This window comes from Sediminibacterium soli, assembly GCF_009939225.1.
GTDB classification, from domain to species: domain Bacteria; phylum Bacteroidota; class Bacteroidia; order Chitinophagales; family Chitinophagaceae; genus Sediminibacterium; species Sediminibacterium soli.
On the sequence record NZ_JAACJR010000008.1, the window covers coordinates 1,286,532 to 1,301,877 of the forward strand.

15 protein-coding genes are annotated in these 15,346 nt (G+C 51.7%); 5 read left to right on the plus strand and 10 right to left on the minus strand.

The features are described 5' to 3' along the window. Positions 1-34: 34 nt before the first annotated feature. Together porT and ubiE are read right to left on the minus strand one after the other, a co-directional pair. Positions 35-781, minus strand: a complete 747-nt coding sequence (gene porT, locus GWC94_RS12665) for a type IX secretion/gliding motility protein PorT/SprT (protein ID WP_449619049.1) — start codon at positions 779-781, stop codon at positions 35-37. Positions 782-990: 209 nt separating this feature from the next. Continuing rightward, positions 991-1,734 carry a bifunctional demethylmenaquinone methyltransferase/2-methoxy-6-polyprenyl-1,4-benzoquinol methylase UbiE gene (gene ubiE, locus GWC94_RS12670; protein ID WP_161835382.1) on the minus strand — a complete coding sequence of 248 codons (744 nt, stop codon included), beginning with the start codon at positions 1,732-1,734 and terminating at the stop codon, positions 991-993. Between the two features lie 106 nt (positions 1,735-1,840). On the opposite strand from ubiE, the gene rsgA reads away from it, so the two are divergent. Further along, on the plus strand, positions 1,841-2,767 hold the full coding sequence (rsgA, locus tag GWC94_RS12675) for a ribosome small subunit-dependent GTPase A (protein ID WP_161835383.1): 927 nt from the start codon (positions 1,841-1,843) through the stop codon (positions 2,765-2,767). 55 nt (positions 2,768-2,822) lie between these two features. Here rsgA and GWC94_RS12680 read toward each other — a convergent pair whose 3' ends face one another. Beyond that, complete coding sequence (locus GWC94_RS12680) at positions 2,823-3,371, minus strand: gamma carbonic anhydrase family protein (RefSeq protein WP_161835384.1); 549 nt, start codon at positions 3,369-3,371, stop codon at positions 2,823-2,825. Positions 3,372-3,474: 103 nt separating this feature from the next. Here GWC94_RS12680 and GWC94_RS12685 point away from each other — a divergent pair, with 103 nt between their 5' ends. Then, positions 3,475-4,662: an aspartate aminotransferase family protein gene (locus tag GWC94_RS12685; protein WP_161835385.1), complete on the plus strand. Its 1,188-nt coding sequence runs from the start codon at positions 3,475-3,477 to the stop codon at positions 4,660-4,662. 30 nt (positions 4,663-4,692) lie between these two features. Here GWC94_RS12685 and bshA read toward each other — a convergent pair whose 3' ends face one another. After that, on the minus strand, positions 4,693-5,832 hold the full coding sequence (gene bshA, locus GWC94_RS12690; RefSeq protein ID WP_161835386.1) for an N-acetyl-alpha-D-glucosaminyl L-malate synthase BshA: 1,140 nt from the start codon (positions 5,830-5,832) through the stop codon (positions 4,693-4,695). A gap of 161 nt (positions 5,833-5,993) precedes the next feature. On the opposite strand from bshA, the gene GWC94_RS12695 reads away from it, so the two are divergent. Continuing rightward, the gene (locus GWC94_RS12695; protein WP_161835387.1) at positions 5,994-7,361 is read left to right on the plus strand and encodes a M20/M25/M40 family metallo-hydrolase; all 1,368 of its coding nucleotides are present in this window, start codon (positions 5,994-5,996) and stop codon (positions 7,359-7,361) included. Between the two features lie 39 nt (positions 7,362-7,400). On the opposite strand, the gene GWC94_RS12700 is transcribed toward GWC94_RS12695, so the two are convergent. Beyond that, a complete protein-coding gene (locus GWC94_RS12700; RefSeq protein ID WP_161835388.1) occupies positions 7,401-8,105 on the minus strand; it encodes an SAM-dependent methyltransferase in 705 nt (234 codons plus the stop codon). 8 nt (positions 8,106-8,113) lie between these two features. After that, positions 8,114-8,878, minus strand: a complete 765-nt coding sequence (locus tag GWC94_RS12705) for an EI24 domain-containing protein (protein ID WP_161835389.1) — start codon at positions 8,876-8,878, stop codon at positions 8,114-8,116. A gap of 50 nt (positions 8,879-8,928) precedes the next feature. Here GWC94_RS12705 and GWC94_RS12710 point away from each other — a divergent pair, with 50 nt between their 5' ends. Next, a complete protein-coding gene (locus GWC94_RS12710; protein WP_161835390.1) occupies positions 8,929-9,564 on the plus strand; it encodes a DNA-3-methyladenine glycosylase in 636 nt (211 codons plus the stop codon). A 41-nt stretch (positions 9,565-9,605) separates the two neighbouring features. Here GWC94_RS12710 and GWC94_RS12715 read toward each other — a convergent pair whose 3' ends face one another. Further along, positions 9,606-10,622, minus strand: coding sequence for a PorP/SprF family type IX secretion system membrane protein (locus GWC94_RS12715; protein WP_161835391.1), 1,017 nt, complete (start codon positions 10,620-10,622; stop codon positions 9,606-9,608). Between the two features lie 101 nt (positions 10,623-10,723). Beyond that, positions 10,724-11,377 carry a uracil phosphoribosyltransferase gene (upp, locus tag GWC94_RS12720; protein ID WP_161835392.1) on the minus strand — a complete coding sequence of 218 codons (654 nt, stop codon included), beginning with the start codon at positions 11,375-11,377 and terminating at the stop codon, positions 10,724-10,726. Positions 11,378-11,578: 201 nt separating this feature from the next. Here upp and GWC94_RS12725 point away from each other — a divergent pair, with 201 nt between their 5' ends. Continuing rightward, complete coding sequence (locus tag GWC94_RS12725; protein ID WP_161835393.1) at positions 11,579-12,010, plus strand: FxLYD domain-containing protein; 432 nt, start codon at positions 11,579-11,581, stop codon at positions 12,008-12,010. An 89-nt stretch (positions 12,011-12,099) separates the two neighbouring features. Here GWC94_RS12725 and GWC94_RS12730 read toward each other — a convergent pair whose 3' ends face one another. Together GWC94_RS12730 and GWC94_RS12735 are read right to left on the minus strand one after the other, a co-directional pair. Next, a complete protein-coding gene (locus GWC94_RS12730) occupies positions 12,100-13,236 on the minus strand; it encodes an OmpA family protein (protein WP_161835394.1) in 1,137 nt (378 codons plus the stop codon). 318 nt (positions 13,237-13,554) lie between these two features. Then, positions 13,555-15,189, minus strand: a complete 1,635-nt coding sequence (locus GWC94_RS12735) for a pyruvate dehydrogenase complex dihydrolipoamide acetyltransferase (protein WP_161835395.1) — start codon at positions 15,187-15,189, stop codon at positions 13,555-13,557. Positions 15,190-15,346: the final 157 nt, after the last annotated feature.

A 15,346-nucleotide genomic window follows, 5' to 3' on the forward strand; every position in this document is an offset into this window, starting at 1 on the left:
TTCAAATTTTCAAATGATCAAATTTTCAAATTACCTAGTCTTCAAAATGCAGCGAAAACACCACCATCCGGGATAATATCTGGCCCAGGTTGTTGGAGTATTTCAGCGCAGGGTCGGGCTGGTGAAGATTGGTGAGACCGTTGCTGATCTTGATCTCGGGCGAGAGGGTTACAAAAGGCAGGTAAAAATTGAAGCCGATACCCAGCTCAAAACCTATATCGGTTCGCTTCAGCTTGATCATGTCCTCCACATTGCGCGAAGCGGAATTGCTTGACAGGTCCGTGTCGAACTTCATTCCCGCCAACAGGTAAGTGCGGAAATTACCGATCCTGTCCGAATTGAATTTGAGTTGTATGGGCAGGCTCACCAGTGTGGCAGGCAGTATCTGGTTCTGCACCTGCGACTCACCGGCCTTGGCAGTGCCCAGTTTAAAATTGATGGATTTGGAACCGCCGATGATCAGCTGCGGATTCACACGCACCTGGAAATGGTCGCTTAATCTTCCCGTGGCCATCAATCCCATGGCAATACCCCCGCTCGATCGCGGTTCCGCGATCAGAATACTGTCGCTTTGCAAAAAGGCAGGCGCTTTACTGAGGTGCAGCGTGGAGGTATTATAACCCAGTGTAAGACCAAAATAATAGGTAAGGTCTTCGTGCCCGCGCCGGTAGATCTCCTTTTGCGCATGCACGGAGCCCATACAGCATAACAGTATGACAGGAAACAGGATCTGTTTCCGCAGCAGGAAAAAAATAAATCTAATCAATTTACAGTCAATCAATTGTGTTCCAAAAGAACCAGATGGGTACAGGTAGGGATAATAGGCCTTGGTTTGGTCTGTACCGCAATATACCGCGGGAAATTGAGTTATGGATACCGGAAAGACGGTTTTTAACAGAACGATGGGGCGGACGTAATGTGCAAAGCGGCCCTGTCCGGGTATGCGTTGGATGCATGACGACCTCTGTACATTTTATCTCAGGCGCTATATCAGGCCTTGCTTCCGCAGTAGATGGTGCAGATGCCCAGGCTTAACCTTTTGAAATAGGTGGCTGCATAACCTGTTTTGGCAAGTATCGAAAGAAATTCCTTACCCTCGGGAAAAGCTTCCACGCTGTTGGTGAGGTACTGGTATGCTTTTCTGTTATTGGCAAACAGTCTGCCCACCGCGGGCGTGATAATGTTCATGTAGATATCGCAAAACGTTTTAAAAGGCTGGGCAGGTTTGGAGAACTCGAGCACCACCAGCTTACCTCCCGGCTTTAATACACGCAGCATTTCGGACAGGCCTCTCTCCAGGTTTTCAAAATTCCTTACACCGAAGGAAACTGTAATGGCATCAAAACTGTTATCGCCGAAAGGGATCTGCTCGCTGTCGCCTTTGTACAGCGTGATATGATCACCCAGCTGCAGTTTTTCGATTTTTTTTCTTCCCAGTTCCAGCATCCCCTCGGAAATATCGATGCCGGTGATGTGCTGCGGGTGCAGCATTTCCCAGGTCATGATCGCAATATCGCCGGTGCCGGTGGCTACGTCGAGCACCTGTTGCGGTCTGCGATCAGCCAGCTGGCTGATCGCTTTTTTACGCCAGCGGATGTCCACGCCGGCGGTAAGAAAACGGTTCATGAAATCGTACCGGCCCGCAATGCTGTTGAACATCTGCGCCACCTGCTCTTTTTTCTTCATCCCGCTTTCCTGGTCGGGCACCACGCCATCATGAGCGAATTGGGTCATAGGCGCAAAGATAAGGAAACACAGGCGTGGGTCGGGTATGGCCTATCACCATCCCTCAGGTCTGACGCCTCACGTTTCCCGTCCCAGCTTCCTTATCTTCGTTCCCATGAAAGCGCTTGTATACAAATCCACCGGCAGCTGGTACTCGGTGAAAGCCGAAGACGGGCGGACCTACCAGGCGCGGATCAAGGGCATTTTTAAGATCGACGAGATCAGTTCAACCAATCCCATCGCCGTGGGTGATGAAGTGGACCTGGCGATAGAGGCGGTTCAGGAAGAATCTGCCGTGATCACCGAGATCTATGAGCGGCGCAATTACGTGGCAAGAACTTCGCCGCACAACAGGCGGCAGCACCATATCATTGCCTCCAATTTAGATCAGAGCCTTCTTTTTGCCACGCTGAAGGAACCCAGAACTTCGCAGGGTTTTATGGACCGCTTCCTGGTTTCCTGCGAGGCTTATCATATTCCCGCCGTGATCGTGTTCAACAAAGCCGATATCTACCGCAAAAAAGAAATGGACATCTTCGGAGAAATGAAAGCGATGTTTGAAGCGATCGGTTATACGGTGGTGCTCACAAGCATTCTGTCGGGACAGGGAATGGAAGAGGTGAAAGAACTGCTCCATAACCGCACCACCCTGCTGAGCGGACACAGCGGTGTGGGAAAATCATCGTTTATCAATGCCCTGTTCCCGGAATTTGATTTGCCCACGCAGGAAGTGAGCGGATGGAGCGGTAAGGGTATGCATACCACCACGTTTGCGGAAATGTTCGACCTGCCTGCCGGCGGCCGTATAATCGATACACCGGGTGTGCGCGAATTCGGGCTGGTGGACATCAGCAAGCAGGAACTCTCGCAATATTTCCCCGAAATGCGCGCCGCACTCAACGATTGCCAGTTCAACAACTGCATGCACATCAATGAACCGGGCTGCGCGGTAAAAAACGCTGTCAGCAGGGGAACCATCACACCCGACAGGTACGCCAGTTACCTCACCATACTGGATACGATAGAGGAGAACCGGTATTAAGAAACAGATGGTTGAATAACTGATTAACAGACGCCGTTGCAGAGAATTTATTCGATTAGCCGCCCTGCTTCCCGTCCTTCACTTCATTATACTGTTCAAACCAGCCTGCGTATTTAACGTAGTTATGGGCGATACGGTCGATCTCGCCGTGAATGAGTTCTTCTGACACATCCTTTATTTTTTTCGCGGGTACACCGGCATAGATCGTGCCTGCTTCCACCACCGTGCCTTCGAGCACCACGGCCCCTGCGGCGATGATGGCATTTGTATGAATCACACATCTGTCCATGACGATAGCGCCCATGCCGATCAGCACATTATCATGCACCGTACAGCCATGCACGATTGCATTGTGACCGATGGACACATTGCTGCCGATCTCGGTCGGGTTTTTCTGGTAGGTGCAGTGAATGGTGGCGCCGTCCTGCACATTTACCCGGTTACCCATTTTGATATAATGCACATCGCCGCGTATCACCGCGTTGAACCATATGCTGCACTCCTCTCCCATTACCACATCTCCTACAATGGTGGCATTGGGCGCTACAAAACAACGATCGCCAAACTGTGGTTCTTTACCGTTTACGGGAAGAATGAGTGCCATAAAAGAAAATTAAGTAAGTGATCAATGGGTGGCTAAAGTTACCGCATTCAGAAATAAATGGACAATAAAAAAGGGCTTGGTAAATTGCAGCATTGAACCACCGATGAATAACCGGCAATTATTTCTCCAGCACCTGGCGCAGACTTCCTCCGCACCGATCGGTATCGAAATGGTGCGGGCCGAAGGCGTATACCTGTTCGATGCCGGCGGAAACCGCTATACCGACCTGATATCGGGTTTCAGCGTATGCAACATAGGTCATGGCCACCCCGCGGTGATCAAAGCGGTGCAGGAACAGGCGGCGCAATATATGCACCTGATTGTATACGGTGAGTTCATCCAGTCGCCACAGACCGGCTATGCCAAACTGCTGACGGATCATTTGCCCGCAACGCTCAACTGCGTGTACTTCACCAACAGCGGCGCAGAGGCAACAGAGGGCGCTATGAAACTGGCCAAACGCGTTACGGGCAGAACAAAGATCATTGCCTTCCGCAATGCCTATCACGGCAGCACGCAGGGCGCGTTAAGCCTGATGGGCGATGAATACTGGCGCAATGCATTCCGGCCCTTGCTGCCTGGTATCGAACACCATAGCTATAACGATGAAGAAGCGCTGAAGGCCATCGACAAAAACACCGCCTGTGTGATCATGGAAACCGTACAGGCGGAAAGCGGCATCAGTGCACCATCGCTGCCATGGATACAGCGCCTCCGCAGCAAATGTGATGAGCTGGATGTGTTACTGGTGCTTGACGAGATACAGGCCGGTTTTGGCAGAACAGGCAGTTTATGGGCTTTTGAACAGTTCGGCATTGTACCGGATATTTTGCTGCTGGGCAAAGCGCTTGGCGGCGGTATGCCATTGGGCGCTTTTATCGCCGACAGGAAAAAGATGCATATGCTGTCGCATGATCCTGTACTCGGGCATATCACTACGTTTGGCGGGCACCCCGTTTCCTGCGCCGCGGGCAAAGCGGCCATGGAAGTGCTGCTGAACGGCCGATACACCGATACGGTAAAGGAAAAAGAACAATTGCTGGTTGACAGGCTGGTGCATCCCGCCATTGTTTCGCGCAACCATTTCGGTCTTTGGATGTCGCTGCAATTTGCCACGGCGGAGATCAACCAGCAGATCGTTCACCGCTGCGTAAAGAATGGCGTGATCACCGACTGGTTCATTTTTGCGCCCGACAGGTTACGCATCGCCCCGCCACTTACCATCTCGCCCACAGAGCTTGAACAGGCATGCAGGATCATCCTGCAAAGTATTGATGAAATAACTGCATAAGACCGCTGCGGGGATGCTGCAGCGCCTGTTTTATTTACACGGTGTTCTTCTGCAGTACTGGCTGTACAGTTTTTCGTAAACAGGTATGATGTTGCTGATGTCGAAACGTTCTGCCTGCTGGTGGGCGGCTTCTTTCATTTCCGCAAGTTTTGCATTGTCCTGCAGCAAGGCTATCGCAAAGCGGCTCATGGCATCCACATCGCCCACCTCTGTCATAAACCCTGTTTTTCCCTGTATATTGATCTCGGAGAGACCGCCCGCATTGGTGCTGATCACCACGGCGCGCGCCGCCATGGCTTCGAGTGCGGCAAGACCAAAGCTCTCGTATTCCGAAGGCAGCAGGAAGATATCGCTTACGGCGAGGATGTCTTCCATCTGCTCCTGTTTTCCGAGGAATTTCACATCCTCGTCTATGCCCAGTCTGCGTGTCAGCTCCTCTACCACCGGTCTTTCGGGGCCATCGCCTACCATCAGCAGTTTGGCGGGCATTTCTTTCCGCACGGCGGCAAAAACCCTGATCACATCGTCCACCCTTTTCACTTTGCGGAAATTGGACGCGTGCACCAGCACTTTTTCATCGTTTGGCGCAATCACTTTCCGAAAGGCGTTGATCGGTTTTTTATTGAACCGGTTTACGTCCACAAAATTGTAGATCACCTGTATGTCTTTGTGAATGGCAAAAGACTTATAGGTTTCCTCTCTCAGGTTTTCAGATACCGCGGTAATGGCGTCGCTTTCGTTGATGGAGAAAGTGACAACCGGTTCGTATGTTTTGTCGCGCCCCACCAGCGTAATATCCGTACCATGCAGCGTAGTGATTACCGGTACCTCCCTGCCGGTCTTCTGCTTCACGATCTGCTTGGCCATATAGGCCGCCGATGCATGCGGAATGGCGTAGTGCACATGCAGCAGATCCAGGTCATAATTCATGATCACATCCACCATCGTACTGGCCAGCGCCACTTCGTAAGGCGGGTAGTCGAACAGTGGATAGGTAGGCACCCGCACTTCGTGGTAAAATATATTTGCATTGAACACATTCAGGCGAACCGGCTGCTGGTAAGTGATAAAATGAACCTGGTGCCCCTCATCGGCAAGGGCTTTTCCCAGTTCCGTGGCCAGCACGCCACTTCCTCCAAAAGTCGGGTAACAAACAATCCCTAAACGCATACTATTGATTTAATCGTGGTCTGAAGCAAGACAATCCCGTTTGCCGGTTTACGGGTTAGCGGTCTTCCGGGTCCGGGTTGCAAATAACACAAATTTCCGCATACACCTTCCCCGTTCATCCTGCTTGTTCAAATAACACAATTGGTTAACTTTAGTGCCTTATGAAAAAAATACTTTCTGCCTTATTCGCCCTCCCGGTATGTGCCATGGCGCAGCAGACAGGTGATTCTGTGATGATCCGCAGACTGTCAGACGAGATCATGCGCAACGGTAAAGCCTATGACCTGCTCTACCAGCTTACCAAACAGATAGGCGGCCGGCTGGCCGGCTCACCGCAGTTTGCCCAGGCGGTAAAATGGGGCGAGGCATCCATGCAGCGCAATGGCGCCGACAATGTTTTTCTGCAGCAGTGCATGGTACCCCACTGGGTTCGGGGTGGTACCGACAGGGCCGTGATCATGGAAGTGGACGGTAAAAAAACAAGCCGCCAGTTGGATGTACTGGCGCTGGGTAATTCGCTGGGCACGGGTAAAGTGATCTCGTCCGAAGTGCTGTGTGTGGCGGATTTCGACGAACTGGAGCGCAGAAAGGAGGAAGTGAAAGGAAAGATCGTTTATTACAACGCTGGTTTCGATCCAACCAATATCAAACCCTTTGTTTCTTACGGACAATCAGGTATCTACCGCCGCTCAGGCGCAAGTCGTGCAGCCAAATACGGCGCAGTGGGGGTGATGATCCGGTCGCTGACCGAATCAACCGCCAATAACCCGCATACCGGTGCCATGCAATACAATGATTCGTTTCCCAAAATACCCGCGATCGCGGTTGGCCCCAGGGATGCGGATGAGGTATGGGCGCTGTCCAGGAAATCCAGGTTCAGCATGGGCATGCTCACCTACGGCTATTTTATGCCGGATACCATTGGCCATAATGTAGTGGCCGAGCTGAAAGGAACAGAATTCCCCGATCAGTACATTACCGTTGGCGGGCATCTTGACAGCTGGGATGTAAACGAAGGTGCCCACGACGACGGGACCGGCGTTGTACAAACCATCGAGATCATGCGTGCGCTGAAAGCCATCGGTTACAAACCCAAACACACTATACGGTTCGTATTGTTTGCAAACGAAGAAAACGGGCTGCGCGGCGGCACCAAATATGCCGAAGAAGCCAAAGCCAAGAATGAAAAACACATTTTCGCCCTCGAAAGCGATGCCGGCGGTTTTACACCGCGTGGTTTTTCGCTCGGCGTAAACAAGACCCAGCTGGCCAAAGTAAAAAGCTGGCTGCCATTGTTATCCCCCTATGGCGCAGAAGAGATCACCGAAGACGGCGGAGGCGCGGATATAGGTCCGCTGGCAAGAACTTTTGGCACACCCGTAGGAGAACTGAACCCCGATCCGCAGCGGTATTTTGACTTACACCATGCCCGCAGCGATGTATTTGAGAACGTGAACAAACGCGAGCTGTTACTGGGCGCTGTGAATATGGCGGCGTTGATCTACCTGGTAGACAAATACGGTCTCTGATAAGCAGCAGAAAAACCTGGCGGTCACTGTAAAGCTCCATTAGCCGGCCTGCAGCAGGAAGATCGCCAGGCGTTTATGAATATCCGGTACATGCGATTTCCATTCGCGTACCGTTTTTGTCTGTATGGATTCCGACGCGGCCGTAATATCCACGGCGATGCACAGCCTGGTTTCATCACGCAGCGATTGCAGCATATCCCTGATCAGGGCATTGTTGCGGTAAGGTGTTTCGATGAACAGCTGTGTGCAATGCTGCTGATGTGAATGCAGCTCCAGCTCTTTCAGTTTTTTTTTGCGGTCCTGTGTATCGATCGGCAGGTAGCCATGAAACTGGAAACACTGGCCATTCATTCCGCTCGCCATCAGGGCCAGCAAAATGGAGCTCGGGCCCACCAGCGGTCTTACGGGGATATTATTTTTTTGTGCTGCTTCCACCAGCAACTGACCGGGATCTGCAATACCCGGGCAGCCCGCTTCGCTGATGATGCCGATATTCCTGCCTTCTTTCAGTAACTGTATAAATGTTTTTTTGACTTCTTCCTCCGCCTTGTGGATGGCGAACCACTGGTAGTCATCGATCACCATTTCCCGCCAGATGGATTTAAGAAAACGCCGCGCTGTTTTTTCATTTTCCACGAAAAAAGCCTGGCAATCCTTTACAGCATCCGGTACATAGGCCGGGATGGTTTCGCGTGCATCTTCGTACAATACGGTGGGGACCAGGTAAACTTTTCCGATTGGCATAATGCTGGCTATTTACCGGTTGATTTCAGCGGGTACATACTCAGTGTTGCGGCCACCACGGAATAGGCCGGCGCCAGCACCCAGCCGATAACAGGCAAGCCATGCATCAGGTAAAAGATCAGCCCGTTGCCGATGGCCAGTCCTTTGTGTGCGCCGATAAAGAAAATACTTTCTGCGGCCGTTTTCCTGTGACGTTCCATACTGTAGTCGAGCATGGAAAATCCGTAGTAATAACATTCAACCAGCAAAGCCAGTATGGGCGTAAGCCATCCTGCAATCGGCACCAGGCTTAACACCAGGATCGTAAGCAGGTACACGGTTTGCCACAGGCTGTTGCGGAGGGCGATGAAAATACCGCGTTTGATATCTTTCAGCAGCTGCCTGAAACCGAAAGGAAAATCCTTCCCTTCAATAATGGCTTCCGTTTTCTCGCTCAGGTAAGCAAACAAGGGCGAGCCAACGATCAGAAACATATACTTGAACAGCGAAAAATAAAAAAGCATCTGCAGCAGCCACAACAGCATGCCGCCCATGGTAAAAAGAAACCCGATAAAGCTGTTATCGAGCGCATTCAGCCAGTCCTGCAGCCCGGTTTCTTTTGCCAGCCATTCGATAAAGGTGCTGGCGGTTTTACCAAAAAAATACATCCCCAACATAAACAGCAGCGTATACAGAATGCCGGGTATCAATATCCATTTCCATAGCTTATGCTTTCGTATAAACCGGTGAGCTTCGAAATAAGCCTGTATGGCAATGATCATTTCCTTGAGCACGGGCGGGGGATTAGGTCTGCAAAGTTAACGCATTCGCTATTTTTGATCTTATGAACCCTATAACGCTTCTGCGCTCGCAGAAATTGCCCGCTGCCTTCTATGAACGGAAAAATGTGTGTACGGTGGCAAAGGGTCTGTTGGGTAAAATACTGGTCTCCAATTTCGACAACCGGCTTACTGCCGGCCGGATCGTTGAAACAGAGGCCTATAACGGGCCGGCCGATAAAGCCTCTCATGCGTGGAATGGCCGCCGCACCAGCCGCACCGAGATCATGTACCGGCATGGCGGCGTGGCCTATGTTTATTTCTGTTACGGCATCCACCATATGTTCAACGTGGTTACCAATGTTGCCGATATACCGCATGCCGTTCTGGTGCGTGCGCTGGAACCGGTTGCGGGCATCCAAAGCATGCTGGCCCGCACCAGCAAAGCAAAAGCCGATTTTACGCTCACAAAAGGCCCCGGCAACCTGGCAAAGGCGCTGGGCATTCATACAAGCCACAGCGGTATGGACCTGCAGAGCGATGCGTTGTTTATTGCCGACGACGGTGTGCGCATCCCCGCAGCAGCTATTGCCGCCACACCCCGGATCGGTGTTGCCTATGCCGGCGATGATGCCCTGCTGCCATATCGGTTCCTGGTAAAAAACAATCCCTATGTAAGCGGGAAAAAGCTGGCGGACTGATGTTTTGTGACTACGGGTTACCGGTTTATTCCGGGCGTTATTTAGAATTTAGGACAGTTGATCGGCCGCTCCTGTGAGGGGCGAAGGGTATAGATCAGCGAAAGCTCGATACCGCCGCGGTTCATCGATGCGGTTTTGAGTGAAGAGGTATTGTAATCATAAGTGGCGCCAAACCTGAAATCGCCGAACTCCAACCCGAGATACGGAATGATGGCATCTTTCATACGAACCCAGCTTCCGATATACAGGCTTGTGGGTTTCTCCACGTCCGCATTGGCGGAAAGCTGTATCGCTCCCCCGAACATGGTTTCTGTGGTGGCTCCCTGCATGGAGTGCAGCGCGCTCAGGTGAAGGGTGCTGTTGATGCCTACGGGAAAATAACCGCCGGCATGTACCGTGGTGCGCGGGTTGAGTAGGTACTCCGCACCGGTAAAATACTGTTTCGGGCGATTGATATGGTACATGCTGATACCGAAATAGAAATTATTGCGATCGGTGGTACTGCCATTGTACAGCAACCCTGCATTGACATCGATATAGCTTGATTTCAGCGTGGCGTTGTTGAATATTTCAGAAGTAACATTTGTAAAACCAAGCGGTGTCAGCTGGTCTTCAAAATTCATCTGGCTTGTATTGATCAGCATATTGGCATAAGTGATCTGGAACCCCGCGCCTATCTGCTGAAATCCCTCTTCATCCAGGCCTTTGTGATAAGCCGTTGAGACGGATGCATAATTGAATTTTACCGCACCCACGGCGCTGCCTGCCGAGCTGCGGTCGCTGAAGCCCATTACGCCCACACCCCAGGTGTCGTTGCTGGCTATCCTGTCCTGCATAACATGAAAATCGGCAGAAGCCGTTACCGTGGTAAATGCATTGTCTATCGCAGGCCACTGGTTACGGTAATTACCCGCCACGCGCAAAGAGCCAAAAAATTTACCGGTAAGCGCGGGATTCAGGGTAAGCGGTGAAGAATAGAACTGTGAGTAATGGGGATCCTGGGCCGAAATATCATTCAGCAAAACAAACAAACAGCCGGCCAGGAGCAACTTTCGCATAAATAACAGAACACCGAATGTAGGTGAAACGATGCACCAACGGGTACCCCGCGGGTAAATATTATAGACAAGTTAACGGCTCAGGCTGCTGCGCGGTTGCCTCAGGACTGCATTTTTGTACCAAATGCCAGGTCGCCGGCATCGCCCAAACCGGGTACGATATAGCCTTTTGCGGTAAGTTCATCATCGATATCGCCACACCATACCCTGATATGCTCCCCGCATTCGCGGCGCACAAATTCGATGCCTACGGTGCAGGCGATCGCTGCCACCACATGAATTTCCCTGGGGGAATTTTCATTCTGCATGAACTCGATGGTTTTTACGATCGAAGCGCCTGTTGCCAGCATAGGATCGCTGATGATCACGATGCGGTTATCGAGCGCAGGACAACTCATGTATTCCAGCTTGATTTCGAAGTTGCCATCGCGATGGTGTTTCCGGTAGGCGGAAACAAAAGCGTTATCGGCTTTGTCAAAATAATTCAGCATGCCCTGATGTAAAGGCAGTCCCGCACGCAGTATCGTAGCCAGCACCGGTTGCGTTTGCAGCAGTTTACTCTCGTGCGTGCCAAGCGGCGTGGGCACTTCCCCGGTTTTATAAGGCATCAGTTTGCTGATCTCATACGCCGCTACCTCGCCAATACGTTCCAGGTTTCTCCTGAAGCGCATGCGGTCTCCCTGTATATTCACATCGCGCAGTTCGGAAACCCAGTTGCTGAGAAGGCTATGCTGTTCACTAAGGTTAACTACCATGACGCCGGGGATTGGTTGAGGCCCCAAAACTAAGCCTATCAAGGAAAAAGGAAAAGTTTGTTTAGGGAAATGCGCCGGTTTCAACCGCAGGTTACCGATCGTTTGCCCCATACCCCGCTAACCCCTGGCGCCGCGCATCGGTGTCATTGTTAACTTTTTACTGAAAAATTTTTCCGTATTTTCCTCAACCAAACACCGAACATGAAAAAAGGATTATTGGCTGCTGCCTTGTTTGCAGTGGCTTTTGGTTGTAAAAACGGCAAAAAAGAAAAAGAATTCGATACAAAATCCTATGAGCAGGTCAAAGAATCACTGGCAGAGAAAGAAAAGAACAGTCCCGCCAAATTCCTCTTCGTGGAAAGCCGTGACAGGAAGAACCTGATCGGTCAGACCGTTGTAAAAGGCACGCTTACCAACCGGGCCACTGTTTGCTGGTATAAGGATGTGGAAATACATCTTTCCTTCTACAGCAAGACAGGTGTCAAACTCGACGAGGGTCTTGAAACGGTCTATGAAAACATTGCACCGGGCAAAACCGTGAGATTCAAAACAAAATATTTCGCTCCCAAAGGCACAGACAGCGTTGCGGTGCAGGTAACAAAAGCCAAGGGGGATATTTCCATACCGAAATAGCGTGCAGGAGGCGGATGGTTATCAGGTTGTATTGTTAAACTGTTGGCCGGGGCTGCCATTGTTTATCCCATTTCAGTTCCCGGTGTTACCTATTTCACCAGCACAATCTCCACCCGCCTGTTCAGCTGCCGGCCGGTGGCCGTGCTGTTGGTGCTCCGGGGCAGGGAAGCAGCAAACGCCCTGGTGATGATTCTATCGGGCGGGTACACCAGTCGTCTGATGAGGTATTCTTTTACCGTTTCCGCGCGGCTTTGCGAGAGGCGCAGGTTGTAGGCGTCTGTTCCCAGGCTGTCGGTATGTCCCAGCACTTCTATCCGCTGAAAGCTTCGGGTTTTGATCTTCGCAACAAGGGTATCGATCCTGCTGGAAAAAAGCGGGTTCAGTTCGCTTTTATCGAAACGGAACAATACATCCGGGATAACCAGTGTATCGTTCACCGGCAGTGATGAAATGGCAGGCTGGTTGGTACGTTGTGTTGTTTCGGCAGGGCGCTGGGCAATGGTAACCGGCGCAGGATCTTCATCGCTGTCAAGAAAACGGTTGGGTGTATGGCGGTAATTGTTTGCGTAGAGCCGCTGCTCGTTTGCGGCCCTGTCGGCACAGGCTTTCAGCGTTGTGTCAACAGGCAGCAGCGTTACATTATCGATATCGTATAGGATCAGCCAGTTCTGTTCTTTTCCGCGCATGGTGCCTTTGGTAAGGTTACCGATCAACAGGTATTTTTCCGTTCCGCTGGCAGTAAAGCGGATGGCATAGTCTTTCCAGCCCTCGGCCGCATCTTTTATTTTATCCGCTGGTTTTATCGCCAGCTTCTGTTTTGCCTGCATGATCTGGCTCTGGTGATGAAAGGGCTCCACATCAAGCAGGTAAATATCCGTATGGTCAAAATACCTGTCTGCCGTGCGAACCGACATCCCGATAACATATTCCCTGCCTGCCTGTAAGGGGCAAAGCAGTCTGGTATAGAGATAACTCCTGAAAATTCCCGGCCGTACGATATTTTCCATCACGATGCTCTCATGATGGTTGCCAAGAAAAAAACCTGCCGTTCCCTTGATGCTCGATACGGCCAGCAACGGTATCCTGAACCAGCCCTCTGCCGAGCAGGCAGACCGGTATTCGATACACTGGTTCCTGTCTTCAAAACTTCCGTTGGCAACAAGGCTCTGCGCGCCGAGTTTGCCGGCAGAACATAACAACAGCAGGATGAGCAATCGGAGAGACATGGGATAAAGGTACGGGAGATATGGCGTGAGACGTGAAACATCAGACGTCAAACGTGAGTTGGCGTGAGTTATCGTGAGTTTTTATCAGTTATTAAGTGATTATAGGCGGGAGGTGGGCAATGACTGCAAATAGTTGCCGTGAATACAGGCGAAAGGTTTATCAGGGCCAGGATCCGGGCCAGCCGTCGGGATTTTATATCAGCTCACGTCGACTCACGCCAACTCACGAAAAACGCTCTTTCCCTCACAAAAAAAACAGGAAAGCCGACCGCTTCCCTGCCTCAGGATTATTTTTTTGTCTTCCGCACGTCTCACGCCCTATACCAGCATTCTTAAAGGTTCTTCCAGCAGGCTTTTCAGGGTCTGCAGGAAGGCTGCGCCGGTGGCGCCGTCTACCGCGCGGTGGTCGCAGCTAAGTGTCACCTTCATGATATTGCCGGGTACCACCTGGCCGTTTTTCACAACGGGCACCTGCGAAATACCACCCACTGCCAGGATGCAGGCATCCGGCGGGTTGATGATGGCGGTAAACTGGTCGATACCAAACATGCCGAGATTGGAGATGGTGAATGTGCTTCCTTCCCAGTCGGCGGGCTGGAGTTTTTTATCTTTTGCTTTCTGTGCAAATTCTTTTACTTCAACACCGATCTGGCTGAGTGATTTGCCATCGGCAAAACGAACAACCGGAACCAGCAGTCCGTCCTCAACAGCTACCGCCACGCCGATATTGATGTGATGGTTGTAACGGATCGTATCTCCCAGCCAGCTGCTGTTTACTTTGGGATGCTGGCGTAAGGCAACCGCCACCGCTTTCAGCACCATATCGTTAAAACTGATCTTGACGGGCGATGTTTCGTTGATCTTGCCGCGGGCCGCCACGCAGGCGTCCATATCGATGGCCATGGTCAGGTAAAAATGCGGCGCGGTAAACAGGCTTTCACTTAAGCGCTTCGCGATCACTTTGCGCATCTGCGATACCGGTTTGTCTTCAAAGCTTACCTGTCCCAACGGAGCCGCAGGTGCCGCTGCTGCTGCCTTAGCCGGGGCTGATGCGGCCGGTGCTTCGGCTGGTTTGTACTGGTCTACGTCTGCTTTGGTGATCCGTCCGTTATCGCCGCTGCCTTTTACATAGCGGAGATCGATCCCTTTTTCGGAAGCCATTTTCTTTGCCAGCGGGGAAGCCAGTATCCTGCCATCGTTTACTACAGCGGTTTCCGCTGCGGGTTGCTGTGCAGCAGGCTGTGCCTGTGCCGGGGCTGCGGTCTCTGCTGCTTTTGCCGGTTCGGCCGCCGATTGGGCGCCGCTTTTAACAGCAGCTACAATGGCGTTTACATCTGTTCCCTGTTTTCCGATGATACAGAGCAGGTCGTTCACCTGTATTTTTTCTCCGGCCTTGGCGCCCTGGTACAGCAGAATGCCGTCTTTATAACTTTCCAGTTCCATGGTGGCCTTATCGGTTTCGATATCAGCCAGCACTTCTCCTTTTTTTACGGCGTCGCCGATATTTTTATGCCATCCGGCGATAACGCCTTCGGTCATGGTATCACTCAGCCTGGGCATCAGCACCACTTCTTCCATAGAAGCGGCATTGGCAGCGGCCTCCTGGGGCTTTGCCTCCGGCGCGGGAGCAGGGGCCGGGTCTGCGGCTTTCTTTTCTTCCGCCTTGGGGGCGGCGCCGCCTGAATGCTGCGCAACCAGCGCCGAAACATCTTCTCCCTGCTTACCAATGATGGCAAGCAGTTCGTTTACCTGTAATTTACCGCCGTTGGGAGTGCCAATATGCAACAAAGTGCCATCCTGGTAGCTTTCCAGCTCCATGGTGGCTTTATCGGTCTCTATCTCAGCTAATAAATCACCTTTCTTAACCTGGTCGCCAATTTTCTTGTGCCAGGCGGCAATGACGCCCTCTGTCATGGTATCGCTTAACCGGGGCATTAAGATCGCTTCAGCCATATTGCTCTTGCTCGTTTAAAATGAGCCGTGAAATTACGGAATGATTGGGAATTAGGGGTGGGGAATTAAGGCGGGTAAACCGGGACGGCAAATCGGGCATCGGGACCGCACATAAGACAGGATGCCCGGCGGTACCTGCATGAAACCGCCGGCTGCC

What these genes read in the sequence shown, in the direction of transcription:
- ubiE (WP_161835382.1), bottom strand. Translation starts at nt 1,734, where the DNA reads ATGACCCAATTCGCTCATGATGGCGTGGTGCCCGACCAGGAAAGCGGG.
- GWC94_RS12725 (WP_161835393.1), top strand. Translation starts at nt 11,579, where the DNA reads ATGAAAAAAGGATTATTGGCTGCTGCCTTGTTTGCAGTGGCTTTTGGT.
- GWC94_RS12685 (WP_161835385.1), top strand. Translation starts at nt 3,475, where the DNA reads ATGAATAACCGGCAATTATTTCTCCAGCACCTGGCGCAGACTTCCTCC.
- GWC94_RS12680 (WP_161835384.1), bottom strand. Translation starts at nt 3,371, where the DNA reads ATGGCACTCATTCTTCCCGTAAACGGTAAAGAACCACAGTTTGGCGAT.
- GWC94_RS12715 (WP_161835391.1), bottom strand. Translation starts at nt 10,622, where the DNA reads ATGCGAAAGTTGCTCCTGGCCGGCTGTTTGTTTGTTTTGCTGAATGAT.
- GWC94_RS12710 (WP_161835390.1), top strand. Translation starts at nt 8,929, where the DNA reads ATGAACCCTATAACGCTTCTGCGCTCGCAGAAATTGCCCGCTGCCTTC.
- upp (WP_161835392.1), bottom strand. Translation starts at nt 11,377, where the DNA reads ATGGTAGTTAACCTTAGTGAACAGCATAGCCTTCTCAGCAACTGGGTT.
- GWC94_RS12700 (WP_161835388.1), bottom strand. Translation starts at nt 8,105, where the DNA reads ATGCCAATCGGAAAAGTTTACCTGGTCCCCACCGTATTGTACGAAGAT.
- rsgA (WP_161835383.1), top strand. Translation starts at nt 1,841, where the DNA reads ATGAAAGCGCTTGTATACAAATCCACCGGCAGCTGGTACTCGGTGAAA.
- GWC94_RS12735 (WP_161835395.1), bottom strand. Translation starts at nt 15,189, where the DNA reads ATGGCTGAAGCGATCTTAATGCCCCGGTTAAGCGATACCATGACAGAG.
- GWC94_RS12730 (WP_161835394.1), bottom strand. Translation starts at nt 13,236, where the DNA reads ATGTCTCTCCGATTGCTCATCCTGCTGTTGTTATGTTCTGCCGGCAAA.
- GWC94_RS12695 (WP_161835387.1), top strand. Translation starts at nt 5,994, where the DNA reads ATGAAAAAAATACTTTCTGCCTTATTCGCCCTCCCGGTATGTGCCATG.
- bshA (WP_161835386.1), bottom strand. Translation starts at nt 5,832, where the DNA reads ATGCGTTTAGGGATTGTTTGTTACCCGACTTTTGGAGGAAGTGGCGTG.